General features: G+C 55.6%; 19 protein-coding genes. 15 read left to right on the top strand and 4 right to left on the bottom strand.

The window, feature by feature from the left end; genetic code table 11:
• Positions 1-30: 30 nt before the first annotated feature.
• Entirely contained in the window at positions 31-315 is a 285-nt protein-coding gene (locus PAT9B_RS15585; protein ID WP_013510236.1) for a YciI family protein, read from the bottom strand.
• A 9-nt stretch (positions 316-324) separates the two neighbouring features.
• Complete coding sequence (locus tag PAT9B_RS15580) at positions 325-1344, bottom strand: aminopeptidase (protein ID WP_013510235.1); 1020 nt, start codon at positions 1342-1344, stop codon at positions 325-327.
• A gap of 246 nt (positions 1345-1590) precedes the next feature.
• Between PAT9B_RS15580 and cysG the strand changes: the two genes are divergently transcribed.
• From cysG to rpoS, 13 genes are all read left to right on the top strand, one after another.
• Entirely contained in the window at positions 1591-3006 is a 1416-nt protein-coding gene (gene cysG / locus PAT9B_RS15575) for a siroheme synthase CysG (protein ID WP_013510234.1), read from the top strand.
• A gap of 9 nt (positions 3007-3015) precedes the next feature.
• Complete coding sequence (cysD, locus tag PAT9B_RS15570; RefSeq protein WP_013510233.1) at positions 3016-3924, top strand: sulfate adenylyltransferase subunit CysD; 909 nt, start codon at positions 3016-3018, stop codon at positions 3922-3924.
• A 10-nt stretch (positions 3925-3934) separates the two neighbouring features.
• On the top strand, positions 3935-5362 hold the full coding sequence (cysN, locus tag PAT9B_RS15565; protein WP_013510232.1) for a sulfate adenylyltransferase subunit CysN: 1428 nt from the start codon (positions 3935-3937) through the stop codon (positions 5360-5362).
• Positions 5362-5967 carry an adenylyl-sulfate kinase gene (gene cysC, locus PAT9B_RS15560; RefSeq protein ID WP_013510231.1) on the top strand — a complete coding sequence of 202 codons (606 nt, stop codon included), beginning with the start codon at positions 5362-5364 and terminating at the stop codon, positions 5965-5967. The genes cysN and cysC overlap by 1 nt, the downstream gene beginning before the upstream one ends.
• Positions 5968-6021: 54 nt before the next feature.
• On the top strand, positions 6022-6342 hold the full coding sequence (locus tag PAT9B_RS15555) for a DUF3561 family protein (protein ID WP_013510230.1): 321 nt from the start codon (positions 6022-6024) through the stop codon (positions 6340-6342).
• A 171-nt stretch (positions 6343-6513) separates the two neighbouring features.
• On the top strand, positions 6514-6831 hold the full coding sequence (gene ftsB, locus PAT9B_RS15550; protein WP_013510229.1) for a cell division protein FtsB: 318 nt from the start codon (positions 6514-6516) through the stop codon (positions 6829-6831).
• 3 nt (positions 6832-6834) lie between these two features.
• On the top strand, positions 6835-7551 hold the full coding sequence (ispD, locus tag PAT9B_RS15545) for a 2-C-methyl-D-erythritol 4-phosphate cytidylyltransferase (protein WP_013510228.1): 717 nt from the start codon (positions 6835-6837) through the stop codon (positions 7549-7551).
• Entirely contained in the window at positions 7551-8033 is a 483-nt protein-coding gene (ispF, locus tag PAT9B_RS15540; protein WP_013510227.1) for a 2-C-methyl-D-erythritol 2,4-cyclodiphosphate synthase, read from the top strand. The genes ispD and ispF overlap by 1 nt, the downstream gene beginning before the upstream one ends.
• A complete protein-coding gene (truD, locus tag PAT9B_RS15535; protein ID WP_013510226.1) occupies positions 8030-9073 on the top strand; it encodes a tRNA pseudouridine(13) synthase TruD in 1044 nt (347 codons plus the stop codon). Before ispF ends, truD begins: the two co-directional genes overlap by 4 nt.
• Positions 9054-9815 carry a 5'/3'-nucleotidase SurE gene (surE, locus tag PAT9B_RS15530; protein WP_013510225.1) on the top strand — a complete coding sequence of 254 codons (762 nt, stop codon included), beginning with the start codon at positions 9054-9056 and terminating at the stop codon, positions 9813-9815. Before truD ends, surE begins: the two co-directional genes overlap by 20 nt.
• Complete coding sequence (locus PAT9B_RS15525; protein WP_013510224.1) at positions 9809-10435, top strand: protein-L-isoaspartate(D-aspartate) O-methyltransferase; 627 nt, start codon at positions 9809-9811, stop codon at positions 10433-10435. The genes surE and PAT9B_RS15525 overlap by 7 nt, the downstream gene beginning before the upstream one ends.
• A gap of 161 nt (positions 10436-10596) precedes the next feature.
• On the top strand, positions 10597-11685 hold the full coding sequence (gene nlpD, locus PAT9B_RS15520; protein WP_013510223.1) for a murein hydrolase activator NlpD: 1089 nt from the start codon (positions 10597-10599) through the stop codon (positions 11683-11685).
• A 50-nt stretch (positions 11686-11735) separates the two neighbouring features.
• A complete protein-coding gene (rpoS, locus tag PAT9B_RS15515; RefSeq protein ID WP_013510222.1) occupies positions 11736-12728 on the top strand; it encodes an RNA polymerase sigma factor RpoS in 993 nt (330 codons plus the stop codon).
• Positions 12729-12798: 70 nt separating this feature from the next.
• Here rpoS and mutS read toward each other — a convergent pair whose 3' ends face one another.
• A complete protein-coding gene (gene mutS, locus PAT9B_RS15510; RefSeq protein WP_013510221.1) occupies positions 12799-15342 on the bottom strand; it encodes a DNA mismatch repair protein MutS in 2544 nt (847 codons plus the stop codon).
• A 362-nt stretch (positions 15343-15704) separates the two neighbouring features.
• Between mutS and mltB the strand changes: the two genes are divergently transcribed.
• Complete coding sequence (gene mltB / locus PAT9B_RS15505) at positions 15705-16787, top strand: lytic murein transglycosylase B (RefSeq protein ID WP_013510220.1); 1083 nt, start codon at positions 15705-15707, stop codon at positions 16785-16787.
• Between the two features lie 86 nt (positions 16788-16873).
• Positions 16874-17212, top strand: coding sequence for a zinc ribbon domain-containing protein YjdM (locus tag PAT9B_RS15500; protein WP_013510219.1), 339 nt, complete (start codon positions 16874-16876; stop codon positions 17210-17212).
• 33 nt (positions 17213-17245) lie between these two features.
• Here the strand turns inward: PAT9B_RS15500 and PAT9B_RS15495 are convergent, their stop codons facing one another.
• Complete coding sequence (locus PAT9B_RS15495; protein ID WP_013510218.1) at positions 17246-18133, bottom strand: dihydrodipicolinate synthase family protein; 888 nt, start codon at positions 18131-18133, stop codon at positions 17246-17248.
• Between the last annotated feature and the right edge of the window lie 27 nt (positions 18134-18160).

Genomic DNA, 18160 nt, shown 5'->3' with positions numbered 1-18160 from the left:
CGCGCGATAAATCGCGCCGCTACGGATCAATTAAATACCTGTTAATCCAGCAAATGCTTCGCCAGCACGCGTCACATTCACCTTTGTGACGTCGTAATTCGCCACCGCCACAAACGGATCTTCCGCCAGGATCGCATCCAGCTCAGCACGTTCCATATCCTTCACCAGCACCATGCCGCCAGTGCGCGGATCTTTACGTCCGGCGGCAATAAACGCGCCGTTGGCGAAATAGCGATCCAGCCAGTCAATATGGGGGGCGAGCAACGCTTCCACTTCGGCCACCGGGCGGAAATAGTTCAGATAAACCACGTACATATCAGTTCCTCAGGTTGTCGGATTCGCCAGCTCGGTGAGCAGTGGCAATAGAATTTTCACGCTATCGCGCGTGCGTTGAGAGATGCGTCCCGGTAGCCAGTGGTCGAGGTAGTTCAGGCTGTCACGCTCGGTTTGATGGCGTACACTGCCATCCGGGAAGTGGTGGCTGCGTGCGCGCTGCTGCTGGCCATCTTTATTCCCCAGCGCCCAGTTGCTGGCGGTGACGTCCAGCAGCGGCATACCTGCTTTATCAAAAGGATTCACACCCGGATAATCCCGCGCGGTTAGCGTATGGGTTAGCGCAGAAATCCCCAGATGGTGCGCCAGTTGGATGGCACGGGCGCTGGTTTGCTTCCGCACGGCGGAGGGGGTGTTCATCCCGCTATTGAAATAGAGATGATCGCCGACGATCAAGCTGTTCAGATCAATCACCAGCAGGGTGTTTTTCTTCTCTTTGGCATCCATACGCGACAGATAATCATCCATCCCGTGCAGCCCGGTCTCACCGGCGCTCAGTGCCACAAAGCGCACGCCGTAATGGAGCGGCGTTTTGCTCAGTTGTTGTGCCAGCTCCAGCATCACGCCAAGGCCGGACGCGTTGTCATCCACGCCCTGCAAACGCAGGCCGCCGAGGTTGTTGTCGGCTTCGCGGCTGCTGAGCGGTGTCCAGGTATCAAGGTGCGCCACAATCAGGATCTCCTGCGGCGCGCTACCGGCACGTGCGGCGATCACTGAGGTGGCGGTGACTTTATGCCAGCGCATCTGGCCCTGTTTTTCACGCCAGTTATAGCCGGTATTAAACTGGCGGGTATTGCTCTGATAACCCAACTGGGTGAACTGTTGGCGCAGATAATCTGCCGTCATCAGTTCGGCCGGGCTACCGCTCATGCGGCCAGGGAAATAGGTGGCGATATGGCGCAATTGTTGTTCGGCATACTGCCCCGGTACGGTGTCCGTGGCTTGAGCAAAAAGAGGAAAACCGCTCGCTATCACTGCAGCCAGCAGGGCGCGGCGGAGGGTGGCAAACATAGTGTGTCCTTTTCTGACATCCCGTCATGCTAAAAAAAATCTGCTTTAGTATGAAACTGTGACCGGTATTACACAATTTGAATTGCTCCGAAACGCCAGCAATATCATTTGCTAAGCACAAAATGTTCTCAACAATCCTGGGTCGTTATTCCATTCGGTAACTACTCATTCCAATTCGTAATTTCATCTGCCAGAAGGCAGGGACGTATAGTCGCGTTAACTTATTGTAAAACTGACAAGGTTAACGTGGATTATCTGCCTCTTTTTGCCGATCTCAAAAACCGTCCGGTGCTGGTTGTCGGCGGTGGCGACATCGCTGCGCGCAAAATCGAACTGCTGCGGCGTGCCGGTGCACGCGTGCTGGTGGCTGCGCGTGAGTTGGGCCATGAGTTGCAGGCGCTACAAGAGATCGCAGCCATTGAGTGGATTGCACAAACCTTTGATGTCGCGCAGTTGGATGGCGTATTCCTGGTGATTGCCGCCACCGATGACAACGCGCTGAATCGCCAGGTCTTTGAGGCTGCCAATGCCCGCCACAAGCTGGTGAACGTGGTGGATGACCAGCCGAAATGCAGCTTTATCTTCCCGTCGATTGTCGATCGTTCCCCGCTGGTGGTGGCGATCTCCTCCAGCGGCACCGCGCCGGTGCTGGCTCGACTGTTGCGGGAAAAAATTGAAGCGCTGTTGCCTGCCAACCTTGGGCAAATGGCCGAGGTGGCTGGGCAGTGGCGTGACAAAGTGAAACAGCGTTACCGCCAGATGTCTGAACGTCGTCGCTTCTGGGAACGTGCTTTTAATGGCCTGTTCGCCAGCCAGATGGCGGCGGGTAACGTGAATGAAGCGCGTCGTACCCTTGATCGCGAACTGGAGAATGACAGCGACAATCAGGGGGAGATCACGTTGGTCGGCGCTGGCCCTGGCGATAGCGGTTTGCTGACACTGCGCGGCTTACAGGTGATGCAGTTGGCCGATGTGGTGCTCTACGACCATCTGGTCAGCGACGAGGTGCTGGAACTGGTGCGTCGCGATGCTGACCGTATTTGTGTCGGTAAACGGGCTGGCGCGCACTCTGTTCCGCAGGAAGAGACCAATCGGCTGCTGGTGCAACTGGCGCAGCAAGGTAAACGCGTCGTGCGCCTGAAAGGCGGCGACCCCTTTATTTTTGGCCGTGGCGGTGAAGAGTTGCAGGCTGCCAAAGCCGCCGGTATTCCGTTTCAGGTGGTGCCCGGCATTACCGCTGCCGCAGGCGCAACCGCGTATGCCGGTATCCCTTTAACCCATCGTGACCATGCGCAAAGCGTGATGTTTATTACGGGCCAGTGCCGGGCAGACAGCAACGGTATCGACTGGCCTTCGCTGGCGCGCGCCCGGCAGACGCTGGCGATTTATATGGGCACGGTGAAGGCGGCAGAAATTGCTGCCGGACTGATTGAACACGGGCGCGATCCGGCAACCCCTGTTGCGGTGATTGGTCGTGGTACACGGCAGGATCAACAGGTGCTGACCGGCACCTTAGACCAGTTGGAGGCGCTCGCCGCCGTCGCGCCGACGCCAGCCTTGCTGGTGATTGGTGAAGTTGTGAATTTGCACGGGCAACTCGCCTGGTTTCAACATTCAGCACAGCAGGGGACCCGCGAGTCCGCCGTTGTCAATTTGGCTTGAGGAAAAATTATGGACCAAAACCGACTCACTCATCTGCGCCAGCTGGAGGCAGAGAGTATCCATATCATCCGCGAGGTGGCGGCCGAGTTCAGTAATCCGGTGATGATGTACTCCATCGGCAAGGACTCCTCGGTAATGCTACATCTGGCACGCAAAGCCTTCTATCCGGGCACGTTGCCATTTCCGCTGCTGCACGTTGATACCGGCTGGAAATTCCGTGAAATGTATGAGTTCCGCGACCGCACCATCAAAGCGATGGGCGCGGAGCTGCTGGTGCACCGTAACCCGGAAGGGGTGGCAATGGGCATCAACCCGTTTGTGCACGGCAGCGCTAAACACACCGACATCATGAAAACCGAAGGTCTGAAACAGGCGCTGAATAAATACGGCTTTGATGCCGCCTTCGGTGGCGCGCGTCGCGATGAGGAGAAATCCCGCGCCAAAGAACGTATCTATTCGTTCCGTGACCGTTTCCACCGCTGGGACCCGAAAAACCAGCGCCCGGAGCTGTGGCACAACTACAACGGCCAGATCAACAAAGGTGAGAGCATCCGCGTGTTCCCGCTCTCCAACTGGACCGAGCTGGATATCTGGCAGTACATCTTCCTCGAAAACATCGAGATTGTTCCGCTGTATCTCGCGGCACCGCGTCCGGTACTGGAACGCGATGGCATGCTGATGATGGTGGATGATGACCGTATTGACCTGCAACCGGGTGAAGTGATCAAACAACGCATGGTGCGTTTCCGTACCCTCGGCTGTTGGCCGCTGACCGGCGCGGTGGAATCTGAAGCACAAACGTTGCCAGAAATTATTGAAGAGATGCTGGTCTCCACTACCAGCGAACGCCAGGGGCGTGTCATTGACCGCGACCAGGCCGGTTCGATGGAACTGAAGAAACGTCAGGGTTATTTCTAAGGAGACGCAGATGAATACCGTTATTGCACAACAGATTGCCGATCAGGGCGGCGTGGAAGCCTGGCTGACCGCGCAACAACACAAAAGCCTGCTGCGTTTCCTCACTTGCGGTAGCGTTGACGACGGCAAAAGTACGCTGATTGGTCGTCTGCTGCACGATACCCGCCAGATCTATGAAGATCAGCTCTCCTCGTTGCACAACGACAGCAAACGTCATGGCACCCAGGGTGAGAAACTCGATCTGGCGCTGTTGGTGGATGGCTTGCAGGCCGAGCGCGAGCAGGGCATCACCATTGACGTGGCCTACCGTTATTTCTCGACCGAAAAGCGCAAATTTATTATCGCGGATACCCCGGGGCACGAGCAGTACACGCGCAATATGGCGACGGGTGCCTCCACCTGTGATCTGGCGATTCTGTTGATTGATGCGCGCAAAGGCGTGCTGGATCAGACCCGTCGTCACAGCTTTATCTCCACGTTGCTGGGCATTAAGCATCTGGTGGTGGCGATCAACAAGATGGATCTGGTGGCGTATAAACAGGACGTGTTTGAGCAGATCAAACAGGACTACCTCGATTTCGCAGCACAGCTGCCGGAAGACCTCGACATTCGCTTTGTGCCGATGTCCGCGCTGGAAGGGGATAACGTCGCATCGCCGAGCACGACCATGCCGTGGTACAGCGGTCCAACGCTGCTCGACGTGCTGGAGACCGTGGAACTGAAGCGTGTGGTGGATCACCAACCGATGCGTTTCCCGGTGCAATACGTTAACCGTCCGAACCTCGATTTCCGTGGCTATGCCGGAACGCTGGCGTCAGGCGTGGTCACCGTGGGCCAACGCGTGAAGGTGCTGCCGTCTGGCGTAGAATCCAGCATTGCACGCATCGTCACCTTTGATGGCGATTTGCAGGAAGCCGCAGCCGGTGAGGCCATTACCCTGGTGCTGCAAGACGAGATCGACATCAGCCGTGGTGACCTGTTGGTGGATGCCGTTGCGGAACTGAAATCGGTGCAATCCGCCACGGTGAACGTGGTGTGGATGGCCGAGCAGCCGTTGCAACCGGGTCAGAGCTATGACGTGAAGATCGCCGGTAAGAAAGCGCGTGGCCGGGTGGAAAACGTGATCCATCAGTTCGATATCAACACGCTGGAAAAACGCAGCGCCGACAGCCTGCCGCTCAACGGCATCGGTCTGGTGGAAGTCACCTTTGACGAGCCGATGGTGCTGGACAAATATCGCGACAACCCGGTGACCGGCGGCATGATCTTTATCGATCGCCTGAGCAATGTCACCGTGGGTGCCGGATTGATTGAAGAACCGCAAAGCGCTAATCGTGCCGAGGCGAGCCAGTTCAGCGAGTTTGAACTGGAGCTGAATGCGTTGATTCGTCGCCACTTCCCGCACTGGAATGCACGCGATCTGCTGGGTGGTCAGTAATGGCGCAACACGATGAAAACGTGGTGTGGCACGATCATCCGGTGACACGCGCTGAGCGTGAGCAGCAGCACGGCCATCAGGGCGTGGTGCTGTGGTTTACCGGGCTGTCCGGCTCGGGTAAATCCACGGTGGCAGGGGCGCTGGAGCAGGCGCTGCATCGCGCCGGCGTCAGCACTTATCTGTTGGATGGTGACAACGTGCGTCACGGCCTGTGCCGTGACCTCGGCTTCAGCGATGACGATCGTAAGGAAAATATTCGGCGTGTCGGTGAAGTGGCAAAGCTGATGGTGGATGCCGGGCTGGTGGTGCTGACGGCCTTTATTTCACCGCATCGCGCCGAACGTCAGATGGTGCGCGACCTGCTGGCGGATGGACAGTTTGTTGAAGTGTTTGTCGACACGCCGCTGGCGGTGTGCGAGGCGCGTGATCCGAAAGGATTGTATAAAAAAGCGCGTGCCGGAGAATTGCGTAATTTCACCGGTATCGACAGTGTTTATGAGGCCCCGGAAACCCCGGAAATCCACCTTGATGGTGAACAATTGGTTACAAAACTGACCGCCCAATTGTTAGACCTGCTGCGCCACCGCGATATCATCAGATCCTGAATAGACAGCGGCAAATCACCATGATTTGCCGCGATTAGCGTCAACAGGAACTCTATGCAGAATGTTACCCCTATGCTGGCACGCAAAGATGAACGCCCCCAGGATGAGCCTCGCTCGTCATTACCGGGTGGTGTGATTGGTTTTCTCTCGTATTGGTGTGCGCTGGCCATTCCGTTCCTGCTCTACGGTTCCAATACCTTGTTTTTCTTCCTCTACACTTGGCCGTTCTTCCTTGCCCTGCTGCCGGTATCGGTGTTGATTGGCATTGTCCTCAGCCTGATGATGCGTGGTCATCTGTTCTGGAGCGGGGTGGTGACGGCGATCGTGGTGGTGTGCCTGTTCTGGTTACTCTTCTCATTTCTCTCCGGCTGGTAAGCCGTGCCTGATGTGCAAACGCGTCGGCAGGTTACAAAACTTTACCTGCCGATCTGCGCGCCAGTGAATCATTATTTGTACGGACAATCGTCCGTAAACGGCATTTTCGCTGCTGGAGTGGAGTCCGGCGCGAAGTTATGGGATGATTGAGCCGTTTTTCAGGGGGCTGGGATGGGAAAACTGACGCTATTACTACTCGTTTTGCTCGGCTGGCTTCAGTATTCGTTGTGGCTGGGCAAGAACGGGATACACGACTATACGCGCGTCAATGATGATGTTGCGTCACAACAGGCGAATAACGCCAAACTGAAAGCGCGTAACGATCAGCTGTTCGCCGAAATTGACGATCTCAACGGCGGTTCTGAAGCGATCGAGGAGCGCGCACGCAATGAACTGGGCATGATCAAGCCTGGTGAAACCTTCTATCGCCTGGTGCCAGACCAGAACAAACGTAACGCGCAACAAGCTGCGCAAAATCAACAACGATAAACCATGAACAACCACTCTTCCTCTGCGGATGTGATCGCCGTAGTGCCCGCTGCCGGTATTGGCAGCCGCATGCAGGCTGCCTGCCCGAAACAATATCTGACCATCGGTCAATCCACTCTTCTTGAACATAGCGTTGCCCGCCTGCTGGCGCACCCGGCGGTGAAACAGGTGATTGTCGCTATCAGCCCCGATGACGGCTGGTTTGATACCTTGCCGCTGGCACAGGACGCGCGCGTGCTGCGGGTCACCGGGGGGGAAACGCGTGCTGAGTCGGTGCTGGCAGGTTTGCAGGCCGTGACGCAAGGGGAATGGGTGCTGGTACACGACGCGGCCCGCCCCTGCCTGCATCCTGATGATTTAGCGCGTCTGCTGGCGGTGCGCCAGCACAGCAAAGTCGGGGCGATTCTGGCGGCACCGGTGCGCGATACCATGAAACGTGCTGAACCCGGTAAAGCCGCCATTGCACATACCGTCGAGCGTGAAGATTTATGGCACGCGCTGACGCCACAATTTTTCCCTCATGCGCTGCTGACCGCCTGTCTGACGCGTGCTCTGCATGAGGGCGCGACCATCACTGATGAAGCCTCGGCGCTGGAATACTGCGGCTATCATCCCGAACTGGTGAGTGGCCGCAGTGATAACATTAAGGTGACGCGGCCAGAAGACCTGGCGCTGGCGGCCTTTTATCTTACCCAGATTCAGTTAAAGGAGAGCGCATGATGCGTATCGGTCACGGCTTCGACGTCCACGCCTTTGGAGGCGAGGGTCCTCTGGTGATTGGTGGGGTGCGTATTCCCTTCGAACACGGTTTTATTGCCCATTCTGATGGTGACGTAGCCCTGCACGCACTGACGGATGCGCTGCTGGGAGCGGTAGCGATGGGGGATATCGGCAAATTGTTCCCTGACACCGATCCGGCTTATAAAGGGGCAGACAGCCGTGGTTTGCTGCGCGAAGCCTGGCGTCGGATTCAGCAGAAGGGGTATCAGGTCGGTAACGTTGACGTCACCCTGATTGCTCAGGCACCGAAAATGCTGCCGCATGTGCCACAGATGCGCGTGAACATCGCTGAAGATCTGGGCTGTCATATGGATCAGGTCAATGTGAAAGCGACCACCACGGAAAAACTGGGTTTTACCGGGCGTGGTGAAGGCATTGCCTGTGAAGCGGTCGCGCTGCTGGTGAAGGCGGAAAGCGCATGAGTGAGTTGCTGTACCTGCATGGTGTGCCGCGCGCCACTGGTGTGATCAAAGCCAATCCGGAAGATTTTGTCGTTATCGAGGATCTCGGTTATCCCTATGATGGCGAAGGCGAACAGCTGCTGGTGCGTATTCGTAAAATCGGCTGCAACACCCGCTTTGTTGCCGAGGCGCTGGCGAAATTTCTCGGGGTGCATGTGCGTGATCTCAGCTATGCCGGGATGAAAGACCGCCATGCAGTGACGGAACAGACGCTGTGCTTCCGTTTGCCGGGCAACGCCATGCCTGATCTGTCTGAATTTAAGCTGGAGGGTGTAGAAATCCTGCAGGTAGTGCGCCACAAGCGTAAACTACGTACCGGCGCGCTGGCAGGGAATGCATTTCGTCTGGTGATCCGCCAAATCTCGGACCGGGCTGCGGTGGAACAGCGTTTACAGAAAATTCAGAAAAGCGGTGTGCCTAACTATTTTGGCGAGCAGCGTTTTGGTCGTGAGGGTAATAATCTGACTCAGGCGCAGCAGTGGGCGCAGGATCGTTTTCGCCCGCGCGATCGCAATAAAAAAGGATTGTTGCTTTCGGCCACCCGCAGCCACCTGTTTAATCAGGTGACCAGCGCCCGTTTGCAGCGAGACGGTCATCTCGACGCAGTGATGAGCGGCGATGCGTTGCAACTGACCGGGCGTGGTAGCTGGTTTGTTGCGCAGACGGAAGAACTGGCGGAACTGCAGCAGCGCGTGAATCAGGATGAACTGCGTATTACCGCGCCGTTACCGGGTCGTGGTGACTGGGGACCCCAGGCGGAAGCGCTTGAATTTGAACAACACAGCCTGGCAGGTGCGGTAGAATTGATTACACTGCTTGAGCGTGAACGTGTTGACGCAGCACGTCGTGCGATGCGTGTGGTGCCAAAGGACTTGCACTGGAACTGGTGGGATGATGTGACGCTGGAGATGGCGTTCTGGCTGCCTGCGGGCAGTTTTGCTACCAGCGTCGTGCGTGAGCTTCTCCAACAAGAAGGTAACGATGCGGATATTGCTGAGTAATGATGACGGCATTCATGCGCCAGGCATTCAGACCCTGGCGCGCGCGCTGCGCCAGTTTGCTGAGGTGCAGGTGGTCGCACCCGATCGCAATCGCAGTGGTGCCTCAAACTCGCTAACGCTGGAGACGCCGCTTCGTACCTTTACCCATGAAAACGGTGATATCGCCGTGCAGCAGGGTACCCCGACCGATTGCGTGTTTCTCGGGGTTAACGCCCTGATGCAACCGCGTCCGGATATTGTGGTTTCCGGTATCAATGCTGGCCCGAATCTCGGTGATGACGTGATTTATTCCGGCACCGTGGCGGCGGCGATGGAAGGCCGCCATCTCGGGCTACCGGCGCTGGCAGTGTCATTGAATGGCCATCAGCATTACGCCACTGCGGCGGCGGTCACCTGCGCATTGTTGCGCGCGTTGACGCGTGAACCGCTGCGCACCGGGCGTATTCTCAATATCAACGTGCCTGATCTCCCCTTATCAGAAGTGAAAGGTTTCCGTGTGACGCGCTGTGGCAGCCGCCATCCTGCCGATCAGGTGATCTGTCAGCAAGATCCGCGCGGCAATACCCTGTACTGGATTGGTCCGCCGGGTGAGAAACTGGATGCCGGTCCCGATACCGATTTTGCTGCGGTGGATGCGGGGTATGTCTCGATCACCGCGTTGCATGTTGACCTGACCGCCCCGGCGGCGCAGGTGGTGTTAAGCGATTGGCTGACCCAGGCGGAGGTGGATTTGGCATGGTGAACCGGCGCGTTGAAACCTTGCTGGCGCAACTGCGCGCCCAGGGTATCCATGATGAACATCTGCTGAAAGCTATCGCCGATGTGCCGCGTGAGCGTTTTATCGACGAAGCCTTTGAACACAAAGCCTGGGACAATGTCGCGTTGCCAATTGGCAGCGGGCAGACGATTTCACAGCCCTATATGGTGGCGCGGATGACGGCGCTGCTTGAACTCAACGCCGATGCACAGGTGCTGGAAATTGGCACGGGTTCTGGCTATCAGACCGCTATTCTGGCGCATCTGGTCAATCACGTTTACTCGGTTGAACGTATCAAAGGGCTGCAATGGCAGGCGAAACGCCGCCTGAAGCAGCTTGATCTGCATAATGTTTCCACCCGCCACGGCGATGGCTGGCAGGGATGGGCCGCGCGTGGTCCGTTTGACGCCATTATTGTGACGGCGGCACCGCCTGAAATTCCGACTGCGCTGATAGCACAATTGCGTGACGGCGGCAGAATGGTGCTGCCGGTTGGCGAAGATCAACAAGTGTTAAAACGTCTGCGTCGTCAGGGGGATGAGATGATCGAGGAGATTATCGAACCCGTCCGCTTTGTACCTTTAGTACAGGGTGACCTGGCCTGAAGCTCTTCGTACTTGTTCACAACTGTTACATGGCACGGCGCAGTTGATCTTGTTACTATCCTTGTTAATCAATGCTAAAGGCCGTTTCGTCTGCATTATGCAGTGTAAAATGCGGTTCACGCAGACACAGTTATATCCAGGATTGCCATCACGGGGGATCAATGAGCACGGGAAGCACAACATTTCAATTACGCCGTTTGGCGGCTCTGACACTGGTCGGATTTTGGCTGGCAGGCTGTAGCTCCAGCGATAACACACAAGCACCCATCAGCCAGATTGGTGGCAACGGGGGCATGAGTGATTCCTCTGGTGGTGGCGTACCGACGATGCCGCATGGTGGAATGTTAAGCGGTGGCGTACCTTCGGCACCGCCATCTGGCGGAATGATTAGTGGTAATAATAATGTGACCACGGAAAATGGTCGCATTGTGTACAATCGCAACTATGGGAATATTCCGAAAGGGAGCTATGGCGGTGAGACCTACACCGTTAAACGTGGCGACACCCTGTTCTATATTGCGTGGATTACTGGCAACGACTATCGCGACCTGGCGCAACGCAACAACATCCCCGCTCCGTATAGCCTGAACGCCGGGCAAACACTGCAAGTGGGTAACGGAGCAGGGCAGTCCATAACCGGTGGTAACGCTATCACTGTAGCGGATGCCACTCAGGGTGGCGTACCTGCCACACCGGGTTCTTCGCAAATTAAATCTGCCCCGGTTGCACAGCAACCTGTTATTACGTATTCTGATGATTCGGGTAATTCTTCAGGCAGCAAATTGTTGCCGTCGAAAGGGGCAAATAATGTGGCAACGACCACAGCTCCGGTTACCGTACCGCCCACGGTCAGCAGCACGACCGATAGCACAACACCGGTGGGAAGCTGGCGTTGGCCGACCGATGGGAAAATTATCGATAACTTCTCCGCTGCGGAAGGTGGAAACAAAGGGATCGATATCGCGGGTTCACGTGGACAACCTGTTGTCGCTACTGCTTCCGGTAGGGTGGTTTACGCAGGTAACGCGCTCCGTGGGTACGGTAATTTAATCATCATCAAACACAATGATGACTACCTGAGTGCCTACGCCCATAACGACACAATGCTGGTCCGGGAACAACAGGAAGTTAAAGCTGGGCAAAAAATAGCTACGATGGGTAGCACCGGAACCAGTTCAGTAAGATTGCATTTTGAAATTCGTTACAAGGGGAAATCCGTAAATCCGTTGCGTTACTTACCGCAACGATAATCCGGCAGAACCCAGGTGTTCTGCCCTTGGATCACGGGTAGGAGCCGCTTATGAGCCAGAATACGCTGAAAGTTAACGAGTTACACGAAGATGCGGAATTCGAGGAGAACGGAGCTGAGGTTTTTGATGAGAAGGCTCTCGTTGAGAACGAACCTGGTGATAACGATGTAGCGGAAGAAGAGTTGTTGTCACAGGGTGCGACGCAACGCGTTTTGGATGCGACGCAGCTCTACCTCGGAGAAATTGGTTATTCTCCATTGTTAACGGCGGAAGAAGAGGTGTTCTTTGCCCGCCGCGCATTACGAGGCGACATTCCTTCTCGTCGCCGCATGATTGAAAGTAACTTACGTCTGGTGGTGAAGATTGCCCGTCGTTACAGCAATCGTGGTCTGGCGCTGCTGGATCTGATTGAAGAGGGTAATCTTGGCCTGATTCGTGCTGTAGAGAAGTTTGACCCGGAACGTGGGTTCCGCTTCTCAACTTACGCCACCTGGTGGATTCGTCAGACCATTGAACGGGCAATCATGAACCAAACCCGTACCATTCGTCTGCCTATCCACATTGTTAAAGAGTTAAATGTCTATCTGCGTACTGCGCGCGAACTCTCGCACAAGCTCGATCATGAGCCGAGTGCCGAAGAGATTGCCGAGCAGTTGGACAAGCCGGTTGATGATGTAAGCCGTATGCTACGTCTCAACGAGCGTATTACCTCGGTTGACACACCGTTAGGTGGTGATTCCGAAAAAGCGCTGCTGGATATCCTGGCTGATGAAAAAGATAACGGCCCGGAAGACACCACGCAGGACGATGATATGAAGCAAAGCATCGTTAAGTGGTTGTTTGAACTGAATGCCAAGCAGCGTGAAGTGCTGGCGCGTCGTTTCGGCCTGTTGGGCTATGAAGCGGCAACGCTTGAAGATGTGGGCCGCGAAATCGGTTTGACCCGTGAGCGTGTTCGTCAGATTCAAGTGGAAGGGCTGCGTCGTCTGCGTGAAATCCTGCAGACACAGGGCCTGAATATTGAAGCGCTGTTTCGTGAATAAACCGTAATCGCTATATAAAAACGGTGACCGTCTGGTCACCGTTTTTTTATGCCTGCGATTCAGGATGAGGCTACACCAGCGTTTTCAAACGATAGATCCACTCCAGCGCCTGGCGTGGCGTCAGCGTATCGGGATCGAGTGCTTCCAGTGCTTCCACCGCCGGAGACGTTTCCGCGACCAATAACGGGAGCTGTGAACCTTCGACCGTTGAGGCGGCAGTGCTGCCCGACAACGTTTCCAACTCCTTCAGCTTGTGACGAGCGCGCTTAATCACCTCTTTCGGTACACCTGCGAGCGCGGCGACGGCCAAACCGTAGCTTTTGCTGGCCGCACCGTCCTGCACGCTATGCATAAATGCGATGGTGTCACCGTGCTCCACGGCATCCAGGTGCACGTTGACCACGCCTTCCATTTTTTCCGGTAGCGTTGTCAGCTCGAAATAGTGGGTGGCGAATAGCGTCATTGCTTTAATCCGGTTGGCCAGGCTCTCGGCACAAGCCCAGGCCAGCGACAGACCATCATAGGTTGAGGTGCCGCGACCGATTTCATCCATTAACACCAGGCTATGTTCGGTAGCGTTATGCAGGATATTGGCCGTTTCGGTCATCTCCACCATAAAAGTGGAGCGCCCGGAAGCCAAATCATCAGCCGCACCCACGCGAGTAAAGATGCGATCGATCGGGCCAATCACCGTCTCTTCCGCCGGAACGAAGCTGCCGATCCATGCCATCAGCGCAATCAGTGCCGCCTGACGCATATAGGTACTTTTACCGCCCATATTGGGACCGGTGATAATCAGCATGCGTCGCTGGGTCGAGAGTGACAGCGGGTTGGCGATAAACGGCTCTTTTAAAACCTGTTCGACTACCGGATGACGTCCGCCCGTGATGCGGATCCCGGCTTTTTCCTGTAGCACCGGGCGGCAATAGTTGAGGGTCCAGGCGCGTTCCGCCAGGTTACTCAGCACATCGAGTTCGGCCAGTGCCGCCGCGCTTAATTGCAGCGCTTCCAGATGTGGCAGCAGACGGTCAAACAATTCATCGTACAGGCCTTTTTCCAGCGCCAGCGCTTTCCCTTTTGAGGTCAGCACCTTGTCTTCGTACTCTTTCAGCTCAGGAATAATATAGCGTTCGGCATTCTTAAGGGTCTGGCGGCGTACATAGTGGATGGGCACCAGATGGCTTTGACCACGGCTGACCTGAATGTAGTAACCATGAATCGCGTTAAAGCCAACTTTGAGCGTATCCAGCCCGAGCTTTTCCCGCTCACGAATTTCCAGACGGTCGAGATAATCGCTGGCACCGTCGGCCAGGGCGCGCCACTCATCCAGTTCAGCGTTATAACCCGGCGCAATCACGCCGCCATCACGCACTAAAACCGGTGGTGATTCGATGATGGCATTCTCCAGCAATTCGCGCAGTTCGCTGAATTCACCCATCTGGCTACGTAACTGCGTGAGCTGCGGCGCATTTACCGCTTGCAGCAACGCATTCAGTTCCGGCAGTTGCTGGAAGGCGTGACGCATACGCGCCAGGTCACGCGGGCGGGCGGTACGTAATGCCAGACGGGCGAGGATACGCTCCAGGTCGCCGATCTGGCGTAAAACCGGTTGCAGTTCTTCGCTGTGCGCCTGTAATTCCGCAATGGCTTCCTGACGGCGGGCGATGGTGTCAACATCACGCAACGGCATATGCAACCAGCGTTTCAGCATGCGGCTGCCCATTGGCGTGACGGTTTTATCCAGTACGGCGGCCAGGGTATTGTCGGTGCCACCGGCGAGGTTTTGCGTGATTTCCAGATTGCGACGCGTAGCGGCATCCATGATCACGCTATCCTGCTGGCGCTCCATACTGAGTGAGCGGATATGGGGCAGCGAGGTGCGTTGGGTGTCTTTGACATATTGCAGCAGACAACCCGCCGCGCGCAGCGCCAGATGCGCCTGTTCAACGCCAAAACCGTTGAGGTCACGCGTGCCAAATTGCAGATTTAACTGCTGACGCGCGGTATCGATTTCATATTCCCAAAGCGGGCGACGACGCAGGCCGCGCCGTTGGTCGATTAGCGCCATCGCCTGCAAATCTTCGGGATAGAGTAATTCGGCCGGGTTAGTACGCTGCAACTCGGCAGCCATGGTTTCCTGATCACCCGGCTCGCTCAGGCGAAAACGTCCTGAGCTGATATCCAGCGTGGCATAGCCAAAGCCACGCTGGCTTTGAAAAATGGCGGCCAGCAGGTTGTCCTGCCGCTCCTGTAGCAACGCTTCATCGCTGATGGTGCCAGGGGTGACAATGCGCACGACTTTACGCTCGACCGGTCCTTTACTCAGCGCCGGGTCGCCAATTTGCTCGCAAATCGCGACCGATTCCCCTAACTGGACCAGTTTCGCCAGATAACCTTCAACCGCGTGATAAGGGACGCCCGCCATCGGAATGGGTTCGCCTGCTGACGCACCACGTTTGGTGAGAGAGATTTCCAGCAGCTGCGAGGCGCGTTTGGCGTCATCATAAAACAGCTCGTAAAAATCGCCCATGCGATAGAACAGCAGAATGTCAGGATGATCGGCCTTCAGACGCAGGTATTGCTGCATCATGGGCGTATGGGCGCTGAAGTCCATTTGCTCTGCTCCTTTCATCTCTTTCTCACTTTGTATTTACTTTTTGATGACCTGCGACACGTTGTCGCCGCAGGGGAAGATGTCGTTATCACACTGGGCAATAACGAAAGAGGGGATGTTACCATTTTTACGCTCTCTCCTTCATCCGCCCGCTGGCTTTTCGGTTGCCGACCATAACAAATTGCTGTGTCAGGAAAAAATAAAAAAACGGGAAAATGGTAAAGTGTGGAGATGGGTCGCAAATTTTGTCTGTCAGCACGATGGCAGAGATAACTGACGAAAATTTAAGATATTGCCCTGTAAGTCGGGTATCTGAACGATTAATATGTGTGCTTTAGTTTCATCTGGTTTATGGATATCCGATGCGTTTTAAGGTTGCTCTTCTCCCGCTTATTGCTCTGCTTGCTGCCTGTAGCAGCAAGCCCCACACCGCCCAGCAGCCCGCTGTTGCTTCTGCTCCGCAGGGGGGCTTTTTACTCGATGCCTCCCATGCTAACCCGACGATGTTTGGTGACTTTGCCGGTAATCCCGCCGCTGAAAAGTTTATTGACGAGATGGTGGCTAAGCATGGCTTCGACCGCCAACAATTGCATGCGGTGCTTGGTCAGGCGAAACGACTGGATTATGTGCTGCGTCTGATGGATCAACAGGCACCGAGTTACACGCCCCCCACCGGTCCTAACGGTGCCTGGATTCGTTATCGTAATAAATTCATCACCCCGGATAACGTGCAAAACGGCGTTGCTTTCTGGAATCAATACCAGGATGCGCTGCAACGTGCCCAGCAAGTGTATGGTGTGCCACCGGAAATCATTGTGGGCATCATTGGCGTCGAAACGCGCTGGGGTCGGGTGATGGGTAAAACCCGTTTACTCGATGCACTGGCAACCCTCTCCTTTAGCTACCCACGGCGTGCCGCCTACTTTAGCAGTGAGCTGGAAACCTTCCTGCTGATGGCGCGCACGGAACAGGATGACCCGCTGGATCTGCGTGGCTCCTTTGCCGGGGCGATGGGCTATGGTCAGTTTATGCCTTCTTCGTATAAACAATATGCGGTCGATTTCAACGGTGATGGGCACATCAATCTGTGGGACCCGGTTGATGCCATCGGCAGCGTCGCCAATTACTTCAAAGCACATGGCTGGCGTGCCGGTGAGACGGTTGCCGTACCGGCCAGTGGTCAGGCACCGGCGCTGGAAAATGGCTTTAAAACCCTCTATCCGGTCAGCACGCTGGCGGCGAGTGGGTTGACGCCACAGGGATCACTTGACGGTAACCAACAGGCCAGTTTGCTGCGCCTTGATCTCGGCACGAGTTACCAATACTGGTACGGGCTACCCAATTTCTACGTGATAACCCGCTACAATCACAGCACGCATTATGCCATGGCGGTGTGGCAGTTGGGTGAGGCTGTCAGCAAAGCGCGGCAGGGCGCGATATTTTAATGCTGTCCTTACAGTTAGTAAGGAGATAAGATGACGCCCCTTTTGCGGCGCCATCTTTGCCGCGACCTTTTCTCTGAGGAGCGCTTATGAATACCTTACCGGCCTGTCCTGAATGCCATGCTGACTATACCTGGCAGGATGGCGAAAAGCTGAACTGCCCATCTTGCGGGCATATCTGGTCGCTGGCGGCTGATGATGCGGCAGGCGATGGCCTTGTGGTACGTGATGCGAATGGCAATCTGCTGGTGGATGGCGATAGCGTTACCGTTATCAAAGATCTGAAAGTCAAAGGTAGCTCCTCAACCCTGAAAATCGGCACGAAAGTTAAAAGCATTCGTCTGGTCGAAGGTGATCACAATATCGATTGTAAAATCGATGGCTTTGGGCCGATGAAGCTCAAATCGGAATTTGTGAAAAAGAACTGATGATCGGACGGCGTTGCGCCGTCCGTGTTGCTGTCATCCCAGTAGCCGTTCAATTTCAGCACACTGTGTGGTGCTTAATTCACCGCCATAGTTGCGTGAGCGGGTCGTCATGGATGCAAAACGGCGGGCAACGGCGGTTTTGATGGTCGTGACAAAATCATCACCAATGGTATAGATCGCCATGAGCTGACCGATACGTTGCTGAATGGTGGTCAACTGGCGCAAATCGCCCGCCCGCCATGCCTGCATCGCCTGGGCAAACAGCTCAGGCACAATATTATTCAAGCCAGAGATCGCCCCCGCACCGCCTGCCAGCAAATTGGGCAGCAGATACTCGTCATATCCTGACAACACCGCAAAATCGCTGCGAACTTTTTTTGTTTCCTCAATTAGCGCACGATTGTGTGACAGGCAATCGGTCGTGTCTTTAATCCCGATAAAATTGGGCAGTTCGGCCGCCAGTTCAGCGATCAGGGACGGCGTTAAATCGCAGCCGGTGCGCGCCGGGAAATTATAGGCAAACCACTTGCCGCCTAATTGCGAGTCCAGCGCTTTGAAATAACGCAGAAGCTGCTGCCGGGTTTGCCCGTAGTAATAAGGTGGCAGCACCATTACGGCATCGAAACCATGTTGCCATGCGGCTTCAGCCAGTTGCAGCATATCCGCGACGCAGGTGCTGGACACGTTAGCGACCATCGTCAAAGGTGAGAGCTGGCGTGCTTCGCGTAGTAAGTGCAGTCGTTCTTGTTGGGTCAGCGAGGCAAATTCGCCAATACTTCCCATTAACAAAATTGTATCAATTCCTGACGTGTTGAGCCGGGAGAAATGGCGACCAAGGGCGTCAATATCCACCTTATCCTGGTTATCAAAAGGGGTTACTGACGGACACCAGACGCCAGCCAGTGCGGGTTGTGTTGCCATAGCGAACTCCTTGTCGTTAAAAATGAA

Source organism: Pantoea sp. At-9b (assembly GCF_000175935.2).
GTDB lineage: Bacteria > Pseudomonadota > Gammaproteobacteria > Enterobacterales > Enterobacteriaceae > Pantoea.
This window is presented reverse-complemented; position numbering and strand designations above follow the sequence as displayed.